The sequence below is a fragment of the Sorangium sp. So ce834 genome, assembly GCF_051521425.1.
Taxonomy (GTDB): domain Bacteria; phylum Myxococcota_A; class Polyangia; order Polyangiales; family Polyangiaceae; genus Sorangium; species Sorangium cellulosum_D.
In genome coordinates this window covers 13,621,298-13,637,998 of record NZ_CP150351.1, presented here as the reverse complement: position 1 = coordinate 13,637,998, position 16,701 = coordinate 13,621,298, and the positions used below count along the sequence as shown (strand labels likewise).

Here is a 16,701-nt window from a genome sequence, read left to right as displayed (position 1 = left end):
GCGGCGCTCGGGGCGAACCCAGGGAACTGCAGCGTCAGCCGCCCTCTCCTCTCGCGTCAGGGCGAGCTCGGGCCCGGGCTCGCCGACGGGAGGGCTCGACGCTCGCGCCGGCGCGAGGCGTCCCGCGCCCCACGATCCGCGGGACCTCGATCGCGAGGAAGTCCGCGAGCGCGCGCACCGCCGGGAGCTGCCCACGGCGCGAGGGCACCAGCAGCGTCACGCGGTGATCGCCGACTTGCCACTCGGGCAGCACGCGCCGCAGCTCCCCGCGCGCGCGCTCGTCACGGCACGAGTACTCGGGCAGCGCGACGATGCCGAGGCCCGCCACGACCGCGCCCAGGAGCGTCACGGAATCGTCGGTGCGCAGGCGCGGCACGAACGGGATCTCCTCGGTCGCCTCGCGGGAATGCAACCTCCAGACCGCGCGTGAGCTCGGCCCTCCGAGCAACAGCCCGCTATGCGCGCGGAGCTCGTCGGGCGTCGCGGGCGCGCCGCGCGCGTCGAGGTAGCGCGGCGCGGCCACGAGCACCCAGGGCGTCGGCGAGAGCAGCCGCTGCACGAGCCCGGTGTCGGGCAGCGGGCCGCCATAGCCGCGGAGCGCGAGGTCGAAGCGCTCCTCGACCAGATCCACGAGGCGATTTGTCGCGTGGAGGAACACGTCGACCTTGGGATGACGCACCATGAAGCGCGGCAAGAGCGGCGCGACGAGGTGCTTGCTCATGCCGATCGAGCAGGTCATGCGGATCATCCCGCTGGGCTCCGCGACGCGATGGCGCGCCACGGTCTCGACGGCGTCCGCCTGGACGCGCATCGCGCGCGCGTGCTCGAGCACCGCTTCACCCACGTCGGTGATGATGAACTTGCGCGAGGTGCGCTGGACGAGCCGCACCCCCAGCCGCTCCTCGAGGAGCTGGAGACGCCGGCTCAGGCTGGACTTGGGCACGCCGAGCGCGCGCCCCGCCGCCGACAGCCCGCCGTGCTCCGCGATCCGCACGAACAGCGCGAGGTCGTTCCACTCGTCCATCGGCCCGCTGATCGTACCATCTGGTGGACGATACGTCCAAATGGAGCCTCTACCGGCTCGATCGTCCACGTAGCAGGATGGTCGCATGAACGATCCGTCCCTGCTCCGAGCGATCGGTATGTCCGGCAGCCTCCGGGCGCGCTCGCTCGACACCGCCTTGCCGCACACTGCCGTCGAGCTCGCGCCGCGCGACGTGGAGGTCGTCCGCGCCCCGGGGCTCGGCGAGACGCCGCGCTTCGGCACGAATGCCGCGCTTCACCGAGGAGGCGGCATGATCGCGCTCGACGCCTACCTCGCGCGCATCGGCTATGACGGCCCACGTGCGCCGACGCTCGATACGCTGCGCGCCATCCACGCCCTGCATCCGCGCGCGATCGCCTTCGAGAACCTCGACTCGTGGTCGGGGCGGCGCGTCGACCTCTCCCCGGCGGCGATCGAACGCAAGCTCGTGCGCAGCCGCCGCGGCGGGTACTGCTACGAGCAGAACGGGCTGCTCGCGCACGCGCTGCGCGCGCTCGGGTTCGAGGTGCGCGGGCTCGCGGCGCGCGTGCGGTGGGGCGCGCCCGAGGGCGAGACCAGGCCGCGCAGCCACATGCTGCTCCGCGTCGAGCTTGCGGAGGGGACTTACCTCGCCGACGTCGGGTTCGGGGCGCTCGCGCCGGTCGCGCCGCTCAGGCTGGTGCACGACGTCGAGCAGGAGACGCCGCTCGAGACCTTCCGGTTGCGCGGAGAGGACGGCGGTCAGGTGCTCGAGGTGAAGTCGGGTGAGGCCTGGCGCGCGCTGTACTGGTTCGATCTGACCGAGCAGCTCCCCGCCGACTACGACCTGTTCAACTGGTGGGTCTCGACGAACCCCAGGTCGCTCTTCGTGCGGAGCCTTGTCGTGGCGCGACCGACCCCGCACGGGCGCGTCACGCTGTTCGATCGCGAGCTCACGTACCGGCGCCGCGACGGCGGCGTCGAGCAGCGCACGCTCGCGAGCGCGGACGCGCTGCGCGACGCGCTCGAGGGGGAGTTCGGGCTCGACCTTTCAGGCCTGGACGGGATCCACGAGGCCTTGCGCCGTCTCGCGTCGGCCGGCGGAGCGAGCGAAAGAGAGGAGAGATTCTAACGCAAAGGCGCAAAGGCGCAAAGGCGCAAAGGCGCAAGAAGAGGCAGAGAGAAAGTGAGTGGCACTCAATCCTCTCCTCTCTTTTTTACGCCTTAGCGCCTTGGCGCCCCCGATCCGCGCCCCCCTCCTCGTGGCGGAGGAAGCTGCGCGACAAGAACGTGAGCGAGCCCGACGTCCGTGTGCTGGATCCGACGACCGGCGTGCGCGAGTCGCTCGACCTCGAGGCGTGGCTCCCCGACCGCCAGCTCGGGGAGATGAGCACGCGGCCCGACATGGTCGTCGCCCAGGTGAGCCGAGCGCCGGAGCGCGACCTGCCCGGCGCGCAAGATGTGCGGGACGCGAGAGCGTGACCCGGCGCACATCGAGCCTTCATCACGTGCGTTCTTTGCGCGTTCCAGAAAAAGATTGTTCTATACTCATGCTCTCGGCCCGTCGTCGACCCGACGAGACAGAATGTCAGGGCCATCACGAGCTCGAGCGCAAGCACGTATGGGCACCACAGCGTCGATCGATTTGCCAGGATATGTTGTCGAGCAGCTGCTCCACGAAGGCAGCAAGACCCACGTGTACCGTGGCCGCCGCGCCGCGGATCAGCGGCCGGTCGTCATCAAGACGCTGAAGGGCGAGCACCCGAGCGTCCGCGATCTCGCCCTGTTGCGGCACGAGTTCGCTCTGCTCCGCGATCTGGACCTCGACGCCGTGGTGCGGGCGTGCTCGCTCGAGAGGACCCGCGGCGGCCTCGCGCTCGTCACGGAGGCGGTCGAGGGCACGACCCTGAGGGCGATCCTCCACGATCGCCGGCTGGACCTGCGCACGGCGCTGGCGCTCTCGGTCGCCATCGCCGACGCCATCGGCGCGGTGCACCGCTGTCACATCACGCACAAGGACATCAACCCCAGGAATATCATCATCAGCTCGGATCTCCGCCGAGCCACGCTCATCGATTTCGGCGCCGCGTCGCGGCTCCAGCAGGAATTCCAGCAGCCGACCTCGGTCTCCACCCTGCAAGGGACGCTCGCGTACATATCGCCCGAGCAGACCGGTCGCATGAACAGGGGCATCGACTACCGCACGGATCTCTACTCGTTCGGCGTCACCCTGTACGAGATGCTCACCGGCGCGCTGCCGTTCTCGGACGCCGATCCGATGGACCTCCTCTACAGCCACATCGCGCGGCCGCCCATGCCGCCGCACGAGCGCCGCGGGGACGTGCCGCAGCCGGTGTCCGAGATCGTCATGAAGCTCCTCGCCAAGGCCCCCGAGGATCGGTACCAGAGCGCGTACGGCATCAAGGCCGACCTCGCGGAGTGCCTGCGCTCCCTCGAGCGGACGGGCCGAGTCGACCCCTTCCCCATCGGGCGGAGCGATCGCAGCTACGAGCTGCGCGTCCCGCAGAAGCTCTATGGCCGGGACGCGGAGCGGGACCGGCTCCTCGCCGCCTTCGAGCGGGTCCGAGCCGGCGCGGCGGAGCTCGCGCTCGTCTCCGGCTACTCCGGCGTCGGCAAGAGCGCGCTGGTCCACGAGACCTACAAGGCGATCGCCAGGGTCGGGGGGCACTTCGCGCACGGGAAATTCGATCAGCTGAATCGCGGCGTGCCCTGCGCCTCGGTCGTCCAGGCGTTCAGGGGTCTCGTGCAGCAGATCCTCTCCGAGCGGACGGAGGCGCTGTCCCGCTGGAGAGCAGAGCTCGGCGCGGCGCTCGGCGCGAACGCCGGGATCCTGGTCGAGCTCATCCCCGAGCTCGCGCTCATCCTCGGCGAGGCGCCCCCGGTCGCGGCGCTCGGCCCCTCCGAGTCGCAGAACCGCTTCGACATGGTCTTCCGGAGCTTCCTCGGCGTGTTCGCCGCCCCGTCACACCCGCTGGTCCTGTTCCTCGACGACCTGCAATGGGCGGATCCGGCGTCGCTCCGGCTGCTGCGGCTCCTGCTCACCGACCCCGACACGGGCCACCTCCTGGTCGTCGGAGCGTACCGCGACAACGAGGTGAGCCCGGCGCACCCGCTCATCATCACCCTCGACGCCGTCCGCGCCGCGGACGCGGCGGTGACGGACATCCCCCTCGCGCCGCTCTCGCCGGAGGACGTGACGGCGCTCGTCTCGGACGCCCTGGGCCGCGCGGCGCAGGACGTCGCGCAGCTCGCCGAGCTCATCCACGGCAAGACGCAGGGCAACCCGTTCTTCATCGGGCAGTTCCTGCGGATGTTGAGCGACGATGGGCTCCTCCGCTGCGAGCCGGAGACCGGCAGATGGACATGGAGCCTCGACGTCATCGCGTCGCAGGACGTGACGGACAACGTCGTCGATTTCATGATCGCCAAGCTGCAGAGGCTCTCGCCGCCCACCCAGCGCGCCCTGAAGCTCGCGGCGTGCATCGGGCACAGGTTCGACCTGCGCACGCTCGCGACGATCTCCGAGCAGCCCGCCGCGCAGGCGGCACAGGACCTGTGGGAGGCCATGCAGGAAGGGGTCCTGCTCCCCATCGACACAGACTACCGGCTCGTCCAGCCGGGAGAGCCATCCCAGGGCGACCCCCCGAGCGAGGCGTCGCTCGCCGTCTCCTACCAGTTCTTGCACGATCGCGTCCAGCAGGCGGCGTACGCCTTCATCGCGGACGAGCACAAGCGCGCTGCCCACCTGCGCGTCGGCCGCCTGATGCTGGCCAGTCAGCACGGAGAGCCGCCCGAGGAGCAGCTCTTCGATGTCGTGAACCACCTGAACTACGGGGCCCCCCTCGTCTCCGATCCCGGCGAGCGCGAGCTGCTCGGGCGCCTGAACCTGCGCGCCGGGAGGAAGGCCAAGAGCGCGACCGCCTATGGGGCCGCGGCCGAGTACTTCAGCGCCGGACGGAGCGCGCTCGGAGACGATGGGGCCTCCGGAGACCGCGCGCTGCGCTGGGCGCTCACGCTGGAGGCGGCCGAGTGCGAGTACCTGTGCGGCCGCTTCGCCGAGGCAGAGGCGCTGTTCCAGCGCCTGCTCGACACGGCGCCGGCCAACCTCGATCGGGCGCGGGTCCAGAGCCTGCGGATGAAGCTCTATCAGGTCGCCGGCCGCTACGACGAGGGCGTCACGGTGGGACAGGACGCGCTGCGCCTGTTCGGCGTCGAGATCCCCGGGGCGAGCGAGGAGATCGGCGCCGCCATCTCGGCCGAGATCGCGCAGATCCCCGAGAGCATGGCGGGCAGGACCATCGAGGACATCCTGCACGCGCCGCTGCTCGCCGATGAGCACATCCGCGCGATCATCAACCTGCTCGCCGACTGCGCCCCCTGCGCGTACATCGGGCGGCCGGGCGTGTTCCCGCTCATCGCGCTGAAGATGCTCAACCTGTCGCTGCGGCACGGCAACACCGAGGCGTCGTGCTTCGCGTACAGCGTGTACGGGCTGATGCTGGTCTCGGCGTTCGGCGATATCCCCTCGGGGTTCCGCTTCTCGGAGATGTCGATCCGGCTGAACGAGAAGCTCGGGGACGTCTCGCTGCGCGGTACGCTGCTGCACCTCCACGGCGACCACATCAACTTCTGGGTCCAGCCCATCCGGAACGACCTGCCCATCCTGGAGAGGGCGTTCCTCGCCTGCCTCGAGGCCGGCGACCTGGTGTACGCCAGCTACCTGGCCTTCGAGACCGTCTGGCAGGTCTACGAGAAGGGCGACCCGCTGGAGGAGGTCCACCGCGTCGCCGAGCGCTTCGCGTCGTTCGCGCGAAAGACAGGCAACCACGCCGTCCTAGAGACCATTCGGCTTGAGCAGCAATTCCTGCGCAATCTGAAGGGGCTCACCGCGGACGACGTCTCGCTGAGCGAGGAGGGCTTCCCCGAGGAGGAGTGCCTGGCCGCCCTCACCCGGGCGAGCTTCGGGTGCGGTATCGCCTTTTATCACATCATCCGCCTCATCCTGCTCTACTCCCACGGCCGGCCCGATGCGGCGCTCGCCGCCGCGGAGGCGGCGCGCCCGGTCCTCGGGGCCGTCATGGCGATGCCGATCGAGGCGACATACCATTTCTATCTCGCGCTCACGCTCGTCGCGCTCGGCGAGCGCGACGAGCGCGAGCGGCAACGGCACGCCGAGGCGCTCTCCGCGTCGCTCGAGAAGCTCGAGCGCTGGGCGACCCAGTGCCCTGACAACTTCCGCGCGAAACACCTCCTGGTGCTCGGCGAGGTGGCGCGCGCCTCCGGCCGCGACGCGGAGGCGATGGAGCTCTACGACGATGCCATCGACGCCGCCCGTCAGAGCGAGTTCATCCAGTACGAAGCGCTCGCGTCGGAGCTGGCCGGGCTGTACTACGCCCGCAAGGGCCGGCGGCGCATCGCGGCGCTCTACCTGAACGCGGCGATGCACGCCTACCGGCAGTGGGGGGCCGAGCGAAAGGCCGCGGCGCTGATCCGGCAGCACGGGCTCGACGCGCCCCTCGCGGATCGAGCGCCCGCGGCGGAGCGCGATCAGGCCATCTCCAGATCGAGCACCATTTCGGTGAACCACCCGCTCCTCAACAAGCTCGTCGACGTCGCGGCGGTGCTGCAGGCGACGCACGCGATCTCCAGCGAGCTCGTGCTCGGGAAGGCGCTCGATCGCGTGATGCGCGCCGTTCTCTCGAGCGCCGGCGGCCAGCGCGGCTCCCTGGTGCTCGCGCGCGAGGACCGGCTCGTCATCGAGGCGGCCATCACGATCGACCCTGAATCGGTCGAGGTGGAGCTCCGGCGTCCGCTCGAGGAGTCCTCGGATCTTCCGGTCAGCGTCGTGCATTACGTGGCGCGCACGCGAGAGCTCGTCATCCTCGACGACACCGCCGCGACCCCTCGCTTCGCGGCGGACCCTTACCTCGCCGCGCGCCGGCCGAAATCGGTGATGGGACTCCCGCTCATCCACCAGAACCGGCTCACGGGCGTGCTGTACGTGGAGAACGCGCTCGCGAGCGGCGCCTTCACCCCGGAGCAGATCGAGCTGCTCCGCCTCCTCTGCGCGCAGATCGCAGCGGCGATCGAGAACGCGCTGCTCTACGGCCGCCTGCAGGAGATCTCCGAGGGCTATCGCGCCATGAGCGACAGGCTCGAGAGCGAGGTGCAGCGACGCACCGAGGAGCTCTGCTCGGTCAACGAACGCCTGTCACGGAACGCGGACGAGCTGAACCAGGCGAATGAACGGCTGCTCGAAGAGCTCTGCGAGCGCGAGCGCGCCGAGCGGGCCCGGGCGGCCCTCCAGGAGGAGATCATCGAGGTGCAGCGCCTGCGCCTCTCGGAGATGGCGACGCCCATCATCCCGATCACCGATCGCGTCCTGGTCATGCCGCTCATCGGGACGATGGACGCGGCGCGCGCCGACCAGGTGCTGGAGGCGACCCTCGCCGGCGTCCAGCGCCACAACCCGTCCGTCGTCATCATCGACATCACCGGCCTGAAGCACGTCGACGCCGGGGTCGCCGACACGCTGATCCGCACCGCCTCGGCGCTGCGGCTGCTCGGCGCGCGGGCGATCTTGACGGGGATGCAGCCGGAGGTCGCCCGCGCGCTCGTGCAGGGCGGGATCGATCTTCGGGGCATCGTCACCCGCTCGACGCTGCAGAGCGCCGTGGCCCACGCGCTCGCGCCGCCCAGCACCGGACCGGCCCACTGAGCCTGCGGCGCTCCGCGTCGCCCCCCGCCCGGTGCGGTGGGCGCGGCCGCGCGCCCCCGCCCGGGCCCTGGTCACGGCGACGCCTGCTTGTCCTCGCAGCGGCCCAGCACGAAGATCCCGCACACCCGCTCTTCCAGCAGGCACTCCTGCCCTTTCGGGCACTGCGACGGGTCGATCACGCTCGGATCGCAGGGCCTCGCGCAGAACGGAGGCGGGCCGCGCGGGGCGTCGTAAACGCCGTTGCCGTCCCGGTCCAGGAAGATGGGGTTCGTGACCGCATACGGCGCCACCGGGTACCAGTCGGGGACCGGCGGAGACGCCGTGAAGAACCGCGAGAGCGCCTCGACCTGCGTGAACGCGAGGCTCGCCACCCGCGGCAGCTGCAGCTCGCCGAACGACACCGGCAGCGCGACCGGCGTGAGGAGGTTCTCGTCGCGCAGGCCCATCGCCACCACCACGACCCAGCCGTCCGACGCCGGCGCCGGCAGCTCGAGCCGCTCGTCGACGTCCACGATCGCCGACGGGCCCGCCGAGGGCTCGAGCACCCGGACCAGCCGGCCGCTCACGTACACCTCGACGCGATCCACGCCGAACCAGCTCGCCGTCTCGATCCGCAGATCGAGCGGCACCGTGTCGCCCTCGATCCGCGCCACCCCGCCGTACGTCACGCCGCCCACGCCCGCGCGGACGAACGGGCCGTACGTCGCGAACGCGCCGCCCGCGCGCAGCGCGCCGGTGACCTCGCCCAGATCGACCGCCGCAGGCTGATCGGTCGGCGAGCGGAAATAGGTGCGCGGAAACCCCGGCTCCGGCGACGCGCCGTGGCTGTCGCTGCTCGCGAGCTGCGTGGGCGAGAAGCCGTGGTCGAGGTAGCGGAACAGATCGTCGACCTGGCCCGCGTGGAACGTGCACGGCCGATCCGCGTCCTCCTCCGGGACCGCGCCCCCCTCGCCGACACGGCAGAGCGCCTCCCCCTCGGCCGCGGTCCCGTCGAACCCCCAGATCGCGTCCTGCTCCTCGGGCGTCCTCGTCAGGATCCGCTTCGTGACCTGCCAGGCGAGCGCCGAGCGGGCGCGCTGCTGGCACACCGCGTACCGCTCGCCGGGCAGGCACGCCGGCAGCTCCACCGGGATCCCGCCGCACGCCGCGCCGAGCGACGCCTCGTCCTGCGCGGCGTCGATCCGGGACAGGCAGCGGTTGAAATCGACCACCTCCTGCACCGTGGGGGTCCGGAGCAGATCGAACCGCTTCGCGTTGAACACCTCCATCGCGTCGAAATCGCAGCTGCCCGCCTGGAACAGCGGGTTGCTCGCCTCGAGCGTGGGGATCGTCCGGTCCAGCGTGAACGGGTCGACGCCGAGCTGATCGATGTACCCGATGAACCCGTCGCGCGGGTGCGCCACGATCACGAGCGCGTCCTCGCCGGCCGCCGCCGCGCCGCGGACGCCGTCGATCACGTCGCCGCCCGGGCGGCAGACCCAGTCGAAGACGCCGTGATCCGGCACCGCGAGCTCGTCGTAACGGAGCGGGAAGCCGATGAAATGGCCGAGCTCGAGCGTCGAGACCTCGGCGCCGATCGCCGTCTTCAGGAGCGGCTCGAGCCCGAGCTGCCGCACCGCCGGCTCGAGATCGGTGTGCACGTCGTGATCGGTCGCCACCGCGACCTCGAGCCCCTCGACGACCGCCGAGGTCACCCGCTCCTCGAGCGGCATGCCGCTGTCGAAGCTCGGGCGCTGGTGCAGGTGCATGTCGATCGACATCCAGCCCGTCGAGTCGACCTCGCGCGGCACGACCGCATCGATCCGCCGCATGTCGCCGGCGCGCACCTCGAGGTCCGGGACCTCGAACCGGCCGAACTCGGGCCCGCGCGTGACGAGCACCCGGTAGCGGCCCGGCTCGATCTCGACCGAGCCCTCGCCCGTCGCCGAGCGCTCGATCTGCCGGACGCCGCTGCCGAGCCGGCCGTGCCCTAGGTAGACCCGCCGCGTCCCGTCGCCCTCGCGCGGCCGCCCCGCGGCGTCGAGCGCGACGAACGTCAGCTTGGCGGGCGAGAGCCGGCCGCCCTCGTCGACGACCCGGTACGCGATCCGCGCGGGGCTCGGCAGCTCCGCCGCGACCGACACCGTGGCCCCGGCGCCGAGCGCCACGCGGATCGGCGCCGACACCGCCGCGCCGCCCGGGCTCTCGGCGACGAGCAGGTAGCCGCCGGGCTCGAGCCGCGCATGGAAATCGCCGTCCTCCACCGGATCGAGCCCGAGGTCGGCGTCGATGGAGCTCACGAGCCCCACGTCGCCCGAGCGCGCGAGGCTCGCCTCGACCAGCTCGTCGACGGTCGCGAAGCGCGCGGCCGGGTCGGGGTCGCGGAAGACGTGGACGCGCGCGTTCGGCACGGGCTCGCCGGTCGACCGCCAGAGGACCGCGCCCTCGAGCGCGCCCGTCGGCGCGCCGCGGGCGCCGTACACCACCTCGGCGACGCTCGCGATGTCGCCCTCGCCCACGGCGAAGTAGCGCTCGTAGGTGAACGACCGCTTGTGGTCGCACGCCTCGTCGTCGTCGCCCGCGGCGAGGCAGCTCTTGCCGGCGCTCAGGAAGGCGGTGGCCGCGCTGGTGAAGACGGGGACGTTGACCGTGGAGGGCGGGTCGCCCGGGCGCGCCTTGGTGAAGTAGCCGTAGCTGACGTCGCCGCCCGCCGCGGCCACGAAGTCGAAGCTGAGCGGCCGCTGGAACGTGTCCCGGCCGGAGAAGAGGGCGTCGAAGACCGCCTTCTCCTCGTCGAACCCGATGCCGGGGCCGAAGATGTCGTTCTGGTTGCCGAAGAAGACGAAATCGCCGGCGACGATGCCGCCCTTCCGCTCGGGATCGTCGCCGCGGACGTCGCCGAGGATGCCCCGGAAGATGTCCGACGGCCCCGCGTAGTTGTCGAGCGAGAGCGGCTCGCCGCAGGCGCACGTGGGGCAGCCGTCCTCGCCCGCCGCGAGGCCGTTCTCGCACTCGAGCGCGCAGGCGCCGACGCTCGGGCACCCCACCGCCCTGTCCGGCAGGAGCAGCGTCGTGCGGATCGTGACGAACCGCTCGCCCGGGCGAAGGACGTAGTCGGTGCGGAAGCGCATCTCCGGCTTGAGGCCGTCGAACAGGAGGCCGAGCAGGTCCTCCTGGGTCTTCAGCACGCCGAGCGCGTGGAAGAGGAACCCGCCGTCGCCCTCGACGCGGACGATCGCCTCCTGCCCGTCGGAGCCGTCCTTCGCCACGGAGACCTCGGTGGCGCCGGGATCCGGCACGAGCAGGTTGGCCACCGGGAACGACTCGGCGAAGCGATCGCGCCCCGACGCGCTCGCGAAGCGCGGATCGGGGCGGCGCAGGTCGGCGTCGACCAGCGAGCCGCCGTAGACGCCCGGCCCCGGCGAGTGGCGCGCCCCGAGGATCGCGACCCGGATCTCGTCGTTTTCCAGAAGGAAATCGCCGACATCGGCCATCGCCACCGGCCCGCCGACGAGCTCGAACCGGTTCTCGATCGGCTTGGCGCGCAGGAGGTTCGGCGCGTCGCAGCCGACCAGGCCGATCAGGCCGATCAGGCCGGCGAGGCCGAGGGCGAAGCGCGGCGCGAGCGGGGCGGGGCGGCGGGTTCGCATGGCGGGCCGCTACAGGTTGAGCTGGAGCCCTAGCGCCACGGCGTCGTTGTCGAGCGCGACGCCGTGGATCTCCTGCCGGTGGGTGAAGTCGGCCTGCGCCTTGAGCACGTTGTCGATGAAGTGGTAGCTCGCGCCGGCGGTGAGCGCCCAGCTGTCGGTCTCGTCGTCGAGATCGAGGTTTGGATCGAGCCACTCGAACCGCACGGTCACGCCGAGCTTGATGCGCTTCACGAAGTAGCCCACCTCGCCGACGAGGCCGAGCGAGGTGACCGGGGCGAGCTGGCCGAGCGGCTGCGTCGGGGCGCGCTCGGGGTCGCTCTGGTTCCAGAGGAGCTCGGCGAGCGCGTGCGCGCCCGCGGCCTGGAACAGGACGTCGGCGCCGATGCCGTGGATGTCGCGCGTCCCGCCGTCGCTGAAGAAGTAGCTCGCGCCCGCGCCGAGGCGGGGGCTCGAGACGGCGAGGTCCTGCAGCGAGCGCGGGAGGGGGCCGAGCGGCTCGGTGGCGAGGCGCGCGACGTAGGCGACGTGGTCGAACCGGTTGCCGGAGAGCGCGGCGTTCTCGACGTAGCCGGCGAAGAACTGATCCGAGCGCTGGAAGCCGTTGAACATGCCGGCGAAGTAGCTGAACGCCCTGTCCCGGAAGTGCCCCTCGACGTGGAGGCCGACCTGGCGGAAGGGCGCCATGGCGCGCACGGCGAACGGCCGCTCGAGGAGCGCGCCCTCGCCGGCGCCCGTCATCGCCGAGCGGCTGAACGGCACGTCGTGCGCGCCGAAATAGAGGTTAGCGAACGGGAAGTGGGCGTAGCCGATCCACGCCTCGGAGAGCCGCGGCGCGCCGTCCGCGCCCGCGGCGAGCTCGCCCGAGACCGCGAACGGCACATACCCGGCGAGCGTGCCCGCGAAGCCGACGCGGGCGCGCCGCACGCGGAACCCCTGCCCTTCGGCGACGTCGCCCGCCTGGAGGTAGGCGTCGTCGCCCACGTACGGCACGGCCTGCGCCTGCACGAGCACGAGCGGCGAGAGCAGGAGCCGCCCGATGCTGAGCTGGAACGGCGGCCCCGCCGCGCCCTCGGACGCCGGCGCGGCGTCCGAGCCGGCGGGCGACGGCGCGGCCGCAACGCCCGGCGTGGCGGCCGCGGCGCCGGCGGGCGGCAACGCAGCGCCCGAGGGCGGCGGCAAGGCGGCGCCGGCGGGCGGCAAGGCGGCGCCGGGGGGCGGCAGCGCCGCGCCCGCGGGCGGCGCGGCGGCGGGCGGCGCGGCGGCGTCGGGCGGCGTCGCGGGCGCGGCCGACGGCGGGGCGGGCGCGGGGTCGCCGGGGGGCACGACGGAGGCGGCGCCGGCGGGCGGCCCCGGGGCCGCGGGCAGGGGCACGGGGAGCGGGTCGGCGGCCGGCGGCTGGACCGGCAGCGGCCGGCTCGGCTGCGCGCCCGCCGGCGGGCACCCGAGCGCCGCCGCGGCCCCGAGGACGACAGCGGCAGCGCCGCCCGAGCGCCGCCTCGCCCTGGACCACCGAGGATCCGCGCCGCGGCGCGTCCATGCGCAAGCTGTCATCGGCCTCCCCTGTCGGCCGGCGGCGAGGGTGGGAATCGCTGCGGAGCTGCAGCGGGCGCCGCTGGCAGGCGCTGTTCGTCTATCGCAGGACGCGACGGGGTGTCAACGCGCGGGCGGGCCGGGCGCGGGCCGACGGCGCGAGGAGCGCGCTCTCCCGCCACGGGCGCTCGCCCCGGGCCGCGATCACTCCTCGTCCGCCGACGGGCCGATCATGCGCTCCGGCCTCACGACCTCGTCGAACGTCCGCGCGTCGAGGAGCCCGAGCGCGAGCGCCGCCTCGCGCAGGGTGGTCCCTTCCGCGTGCGCCTTCTTGGCGATCTTCGCGGCGTTGTCGTAGCCCACGTGCGGGTTCAGCGCGGTCACCAGCATCAGGCTCTCGCGGACGTTGCGGGCGATCCGCTCGCGGTTCGGCGCGATGCCGCGCGCGCAGTGCTCGTCGAACGACGCGCAGCCGTCGGCGAGCAGCCGGATCGACTGCAGCACGTTGTGGATGATGAGCGGCTTGTACACGTTGAGCTCGAAGTTGCCGCTCGCCCCGCCCACGCCGACCGCGACGTCGTTGCCGAGCACCTGCGCGCAGAGCATCGTCATCGCCTCGGCCTGGGTGGGGTTCACCTTGCCCGGCATGATCGAGCTGCCCGGCTCGTTCTCGGGGATGGTGATCTCGCCGATGCCGCAGCGCGGCCCGCTCGCGAGCCAGCGGACGTCGTTCGCGATCTTGGTCAGGCCGCAGGCGAGCGCCTTCAGCGCGCCGTGCGCCGCCACGAGCGCGTCGTGCGACGCGAGCGCCTGGAACTTGTTCGGCGCCGTGACGAACGGCGCCCCGGTGAGCTCGGCGATCTTCGCCGCGACGCGCGCCGGGAACTCCGGGTGGGCGTTCAGCCCCGTCCCGACCGCCGTGCCCCCCAGCGCGAGCTCGTACAGCGGCGGCAGCGCCCGCTCGATCGCGGCGATGCCGGCGTCGAGCTGCGCGACGTAGCCGGAGAACTCCTGCCCGAGCGTGAGCGGCGTCGCGTCCTGCAGGTGCGTGCGGCCGATCTTGACGATGTCCGCGAACGCCGCGCTCTTCTGCGCCAGGGTGTCGCGGAGCCGCCGGACCTCCGGGAGCAGGCGGCGCTCGATCTGGAGCGCGGCGACGACGTGCATGGCCGTCGGGAACACGTCGTTCGAGCTCTGCGACCGGTTCACGTCGTCGTTCGGGTGGATCGGCGATTTCGAGCCCATCACCCCGCCGCTGAGCTCGATCGCTCGGTTCCCGATGACCTCGTTCACGTTCATGTTGGTCTGGGTGCCGCTCCCCGTCTGCCAGACGACGAGCGGGAAGTGGTCGTCGAGCTTGCCCGCGATCACCTCGTCGGCCGCCGCGACGATGAGCCCGCATTTGTCCGCTGGCAGGAGCCCGAGGTCGCGGTTGACGAGCGCCGCGGCCTTCTTGACCGTGGCGAGCGCGGCGATCATCTCCCGCGGGAAGCGTTCGCCGCCGATCCGGAAGTTCTCCAGGGATCGCTGCGTCTGCGCCCCCCAGTAGCGGTCGGCCTGCACCTCGATCGGCCCGAAGCTGTCCTTTTCGATGCGAGTCCCCATCGCCGCGTCTTAGCGGCGGCGGGCGCGCCCCTCAAGCGGCGCGCCCCCCGGCGCCCGGGCTCCTGCGTAACGGCATTCGCGCCGCGGGTGTTAAGCGGGGGTAAAAAGCGGGCGTGCTCTTGTTTTCTCGCCTATTTTTTGCGAAGTTCCGGGCCGCGCACGCGCGAGAAACACGGAGATCAGTATGGCCGGCATGGACACGGTACCGCGGGAGCTGCTGCAGGCTGCCTACAAGCGCAACCCGATTTACCTGCTCAAGATTCCGCTTCATTTCGGCATCTGGGCCGCGCTCACGTGGGTGCTGTACGCGACGCAGCACCACCCGCTCGCCATCCCGATCGGGATCGTCTGCTCCTTCGCGATTGCCAACCTCGTCCGTGGCCTCGGCGCGGTCGCGCACGACGCCGTCCACGGCAGCTGCTCGCGATCGAAGCTCGTCTCGTACCTCATCGCCCTGGTCTGCTGGGCGCCGACCGGGATGAGCGTGACGCTGTACACGAACTACCACCTTCATCATCACAAGATCGCGAACACGTACCCTGACGTCGACAACTTCGTCGTCACGGACTACACGCGGAACCCCGTCCTCGCGAAGCTCCTGCTCCTCGCGGTCTACACGTTCGCCTATCCGCTGTACTTCCTCGGCTGCATGGCGCGCTACGTGAAGCGGCTGTCGGCGCTCCAGCGCGTCAAGATGAACCTGGAGATCCTCGGCTTCTGGGGCCTCATGGCCTTCTTCTTCTGGGTCATGCCGAGGCAGGTGTTCTTCTTCTTCTACGCCCTGCCGTTCATCTTCGGCGCGATCCTCGCCAGCGTGACCTCGATGATCGAGCACTACGAGATGCTCCCGGGGGAGGACGCGTACAGCTCGCGCACGTACGGGACCAGCGCGCACTTCACCAACTTCATGTGGAACAACGTCACGTACCACAACGAGCACCACAAGTTCCCGGGCATCCCGTTCTACAACCTGCGCCGCTTCCACGTGGCGGCGTATCCCTATTACGATGAGCGGGTGAAGTCCGCGTGCCACCCGTCGATCGTCGGCATCGCCCTCGAGCTGTACGGCCGCATCCTGAAGCTCGACATCGCGAAGCTCGACGAGCGCTACCGCGGCCTCAACAAGGAGGCCGAGCGGCAGAAGATGATGGCGATGAACGGCATCCAGCCGGGCGTCACCGCCTGAGACTCGCTCCCCAGCCCGGAGCGGGCTACCGCTTCTTCTCCGCCGTCGTCTTCACGATCGCCTCCGCCGCCGCGATCATCGAGCGCCTGAAGGCGTGCAGCCGCTGCTGCGCCGCCGCTCCCCTCGCCGCCGGCTGGCACGAGGCGAACGTGAACCACGCCATCGGCAGCCCGAGGAGGAGGACGAACAGGTCCTCGGCGCACTGCTTCGAGGCCACCCCGAGGTCGTGGGCCGCGCCGAGCGCGCGCACCCTGGCGGCCGCCGCGTCGTGCTCCGCCTCGTCGGGGAGCTCCAGCTGCCTCCACATCATCATCCGCACGCTCTTCGGGTTCTCGACCAGGTAGTCGAAGACGCCGGCGACGAAGGCCGGGAGGTCCGACGGGTCGCACGGCACGGCGTCGAACACGCTCTTGCACCGCTCCCCGAGCACGCAGCGGAACAGGTCCTCCTTCGAGCCGAAGTAAGCGTAGATGGCCTGCTTGTTCGCCGACGCCTTGTCGGCGATGCGGTCCACGCGCGCGCCGGCCAGGCCTCGCTCGGCGAACTCGTCGAGCGCGGCGTCGAGGAGCCTCTTCTTGGTCGCCGCCGAATCGTAGGGCATGGGTCGATCCTTCATGATGCCCACCCCGGGGCGCGGTGCAAGAGCGCGGGACCGCCGTTCACGAGGGCAGTGTAGCGGCAAGCGAGCGGCTCGCGCAGCGGCGACGTCGCCCCGCCGCGCGACGTCGCCCCGCCGCGCGACGTCGCCCCGCCGCGCGACGTCGCCCCGCCGCGCGACGTCGCCCCGCCCCGCGACGTCGCCCCGCCCCGCGACGTCGCCCCGCCCCGCGACGTCGCCCCGCCCCGCGACATCGCCCCGCCCCGCGACATCGCCCCGCCCCGTTGACAGGGCCGAGACCGCTCCCTAGGTTTTCAACCATCCAGTTGGTTTGTTGCCCGAATCACGCCGGCCGCGGCGCCGAGGGGCGGTCACGATCGCAGGCGCGGTCGCCGCCGAGGTGCCGGGGCG

At 71.8% G+C, this 16,701-nt stretch carries 9 protein-coding genes; 4 read left to right on the top strand and 5 right to left on the bottom strand.

Annotated elements, in window-relative coordinates; genetic code table 11:
* Positions 1-34: 34 nt before the first annotated feature.
* Positions 35-1,024 (bottom strand): LysR substrate-binding domain-containing protein, encoded by a 990-nt coding sequence (locus WMF20_RS49920; protein WP_437609203.1) that lies wholly within the window; start codon positions 1,022-1,024, stop codon positions 35-37.
* 85 nt (positions 1,025-1,109) lie between these two features.
* Between WMF20_RS49920 and WMF20_RS49915 the strand changes: the two genes are divergently transcribed.
* The 3 genes from WMF20_RS49915 (at position 1,110) to WMF20_RS49905 (ending at position 7,742) form a co-directional block, all read left to right on the top strand.
* Complete coding sequence (locus tag WMF20_RS49915; RefSeq protein ID WP_437609201.1) at positions 1,110-2,135, top strand: arylamine N-acetyltransferase family protein; 1,026 nt, start codon at positions 1,110-1,112, stop codon at positions 2,133-2,135.
* A 158-nt stretch (positions 2,136-2,293) separates the two neighbouring features.
* Positions 2,294-2,485, top strand: a complete 192-nt coding sequence (locus tag WMF20_RS49910) for a hypothetical protein (RefSeq protein ID WP_437609199.1) — start codon at positions 2,294-2,296, stop codon at positions 2,483-2,485.
* Between the two features lie 139 nt (positions 2,486-2,624).
* Positions 2,625-7,742: an AAA family ATPase gene (locus WMF20_RS49905; protein ID WP_437609197.1), complete on the top strand. Its 5,118-nt coding sequence runs from the start codon at positions 2,625-2,627 to the stop codon at positions 7,740-7,742.
* A gap of 71 nt (positions 7,743-7,813) precedes the next feature.
* Here WMF20_RS49905 and WMF20_RS49900 read toward each other — a convergent pair whose 3' ends face one another.
* The 3 genes from WMF20_RS49900 to fumC all read right to left on the bottom strand — a co-directional run bounded on the left by WMF20_RS49900 (position 7,814) and on the right by fumC (position 14,506).
* Positions 7,814-11,371 (bottom strand): PHP domain-containing protein, encoded by a 3,558-nt coding sequence (locus WMF20_RS49900; protein ID WP_437609195.1) that lies wholly within the window; start codon positions 11,369-11,371, stop codon positions 7,814-7,816.
* A gap of 9 nt (positions 11,372-11,380) precedes the next feature.
* Positions 11,381-12,922 (bottom strand): porin, encoded by a 1,542-nt coding sequence (locus WMF20_RS49895; protein WP_437609192.1) that lies wholly within the window; start codon positions 12,920-12,922, stop codon positions 11,381-11,383.
* Between the two features lie 183 nt (positions 12,923-13,105).
* Complete coding sequence (fumC, locus tag WMF20_RS49890; protein ID WP_437609190.1) at positions 13,106-14,506, bottom strand: class II fumarate hydratase; 1,401 nt, start codon at positions 14,504-14,506, stop codon at positions 13,106-13,108.
* A gap of 193 nt (positions 14,507-14,699) precedes the next feature.
* Between fumC and WMF20_RS49885 the strand changes: the two genes are divergently transcribed.
* Entirely contained in the window at positions 14,700-15,692 is a 993-nt protein-coding gene (locus WMF20_RS49885) for a fatty acid desaturase family protein (protein WP_237244848.1), read from the top strand.
* A 25-nt stretch (positions 15,693-15,717) separates the two neighbouring features.
* Here the strand turns inward: WMF20_RS49885 and WMF20_RS49880 are convergent, their stop codons facing one another.
* Positions 15,718-16,293, bottom strand: coding sequence for a TetR family transcriptional regulator (locus WMF20_RS49880; protein WP_437609188.1), 576 nt, complete (start codon positions 16,291-16,293; stop codon positions 15,718-15,720).
* Positions 16,294-16,701 lie beyond the last annotated feature (408 nt).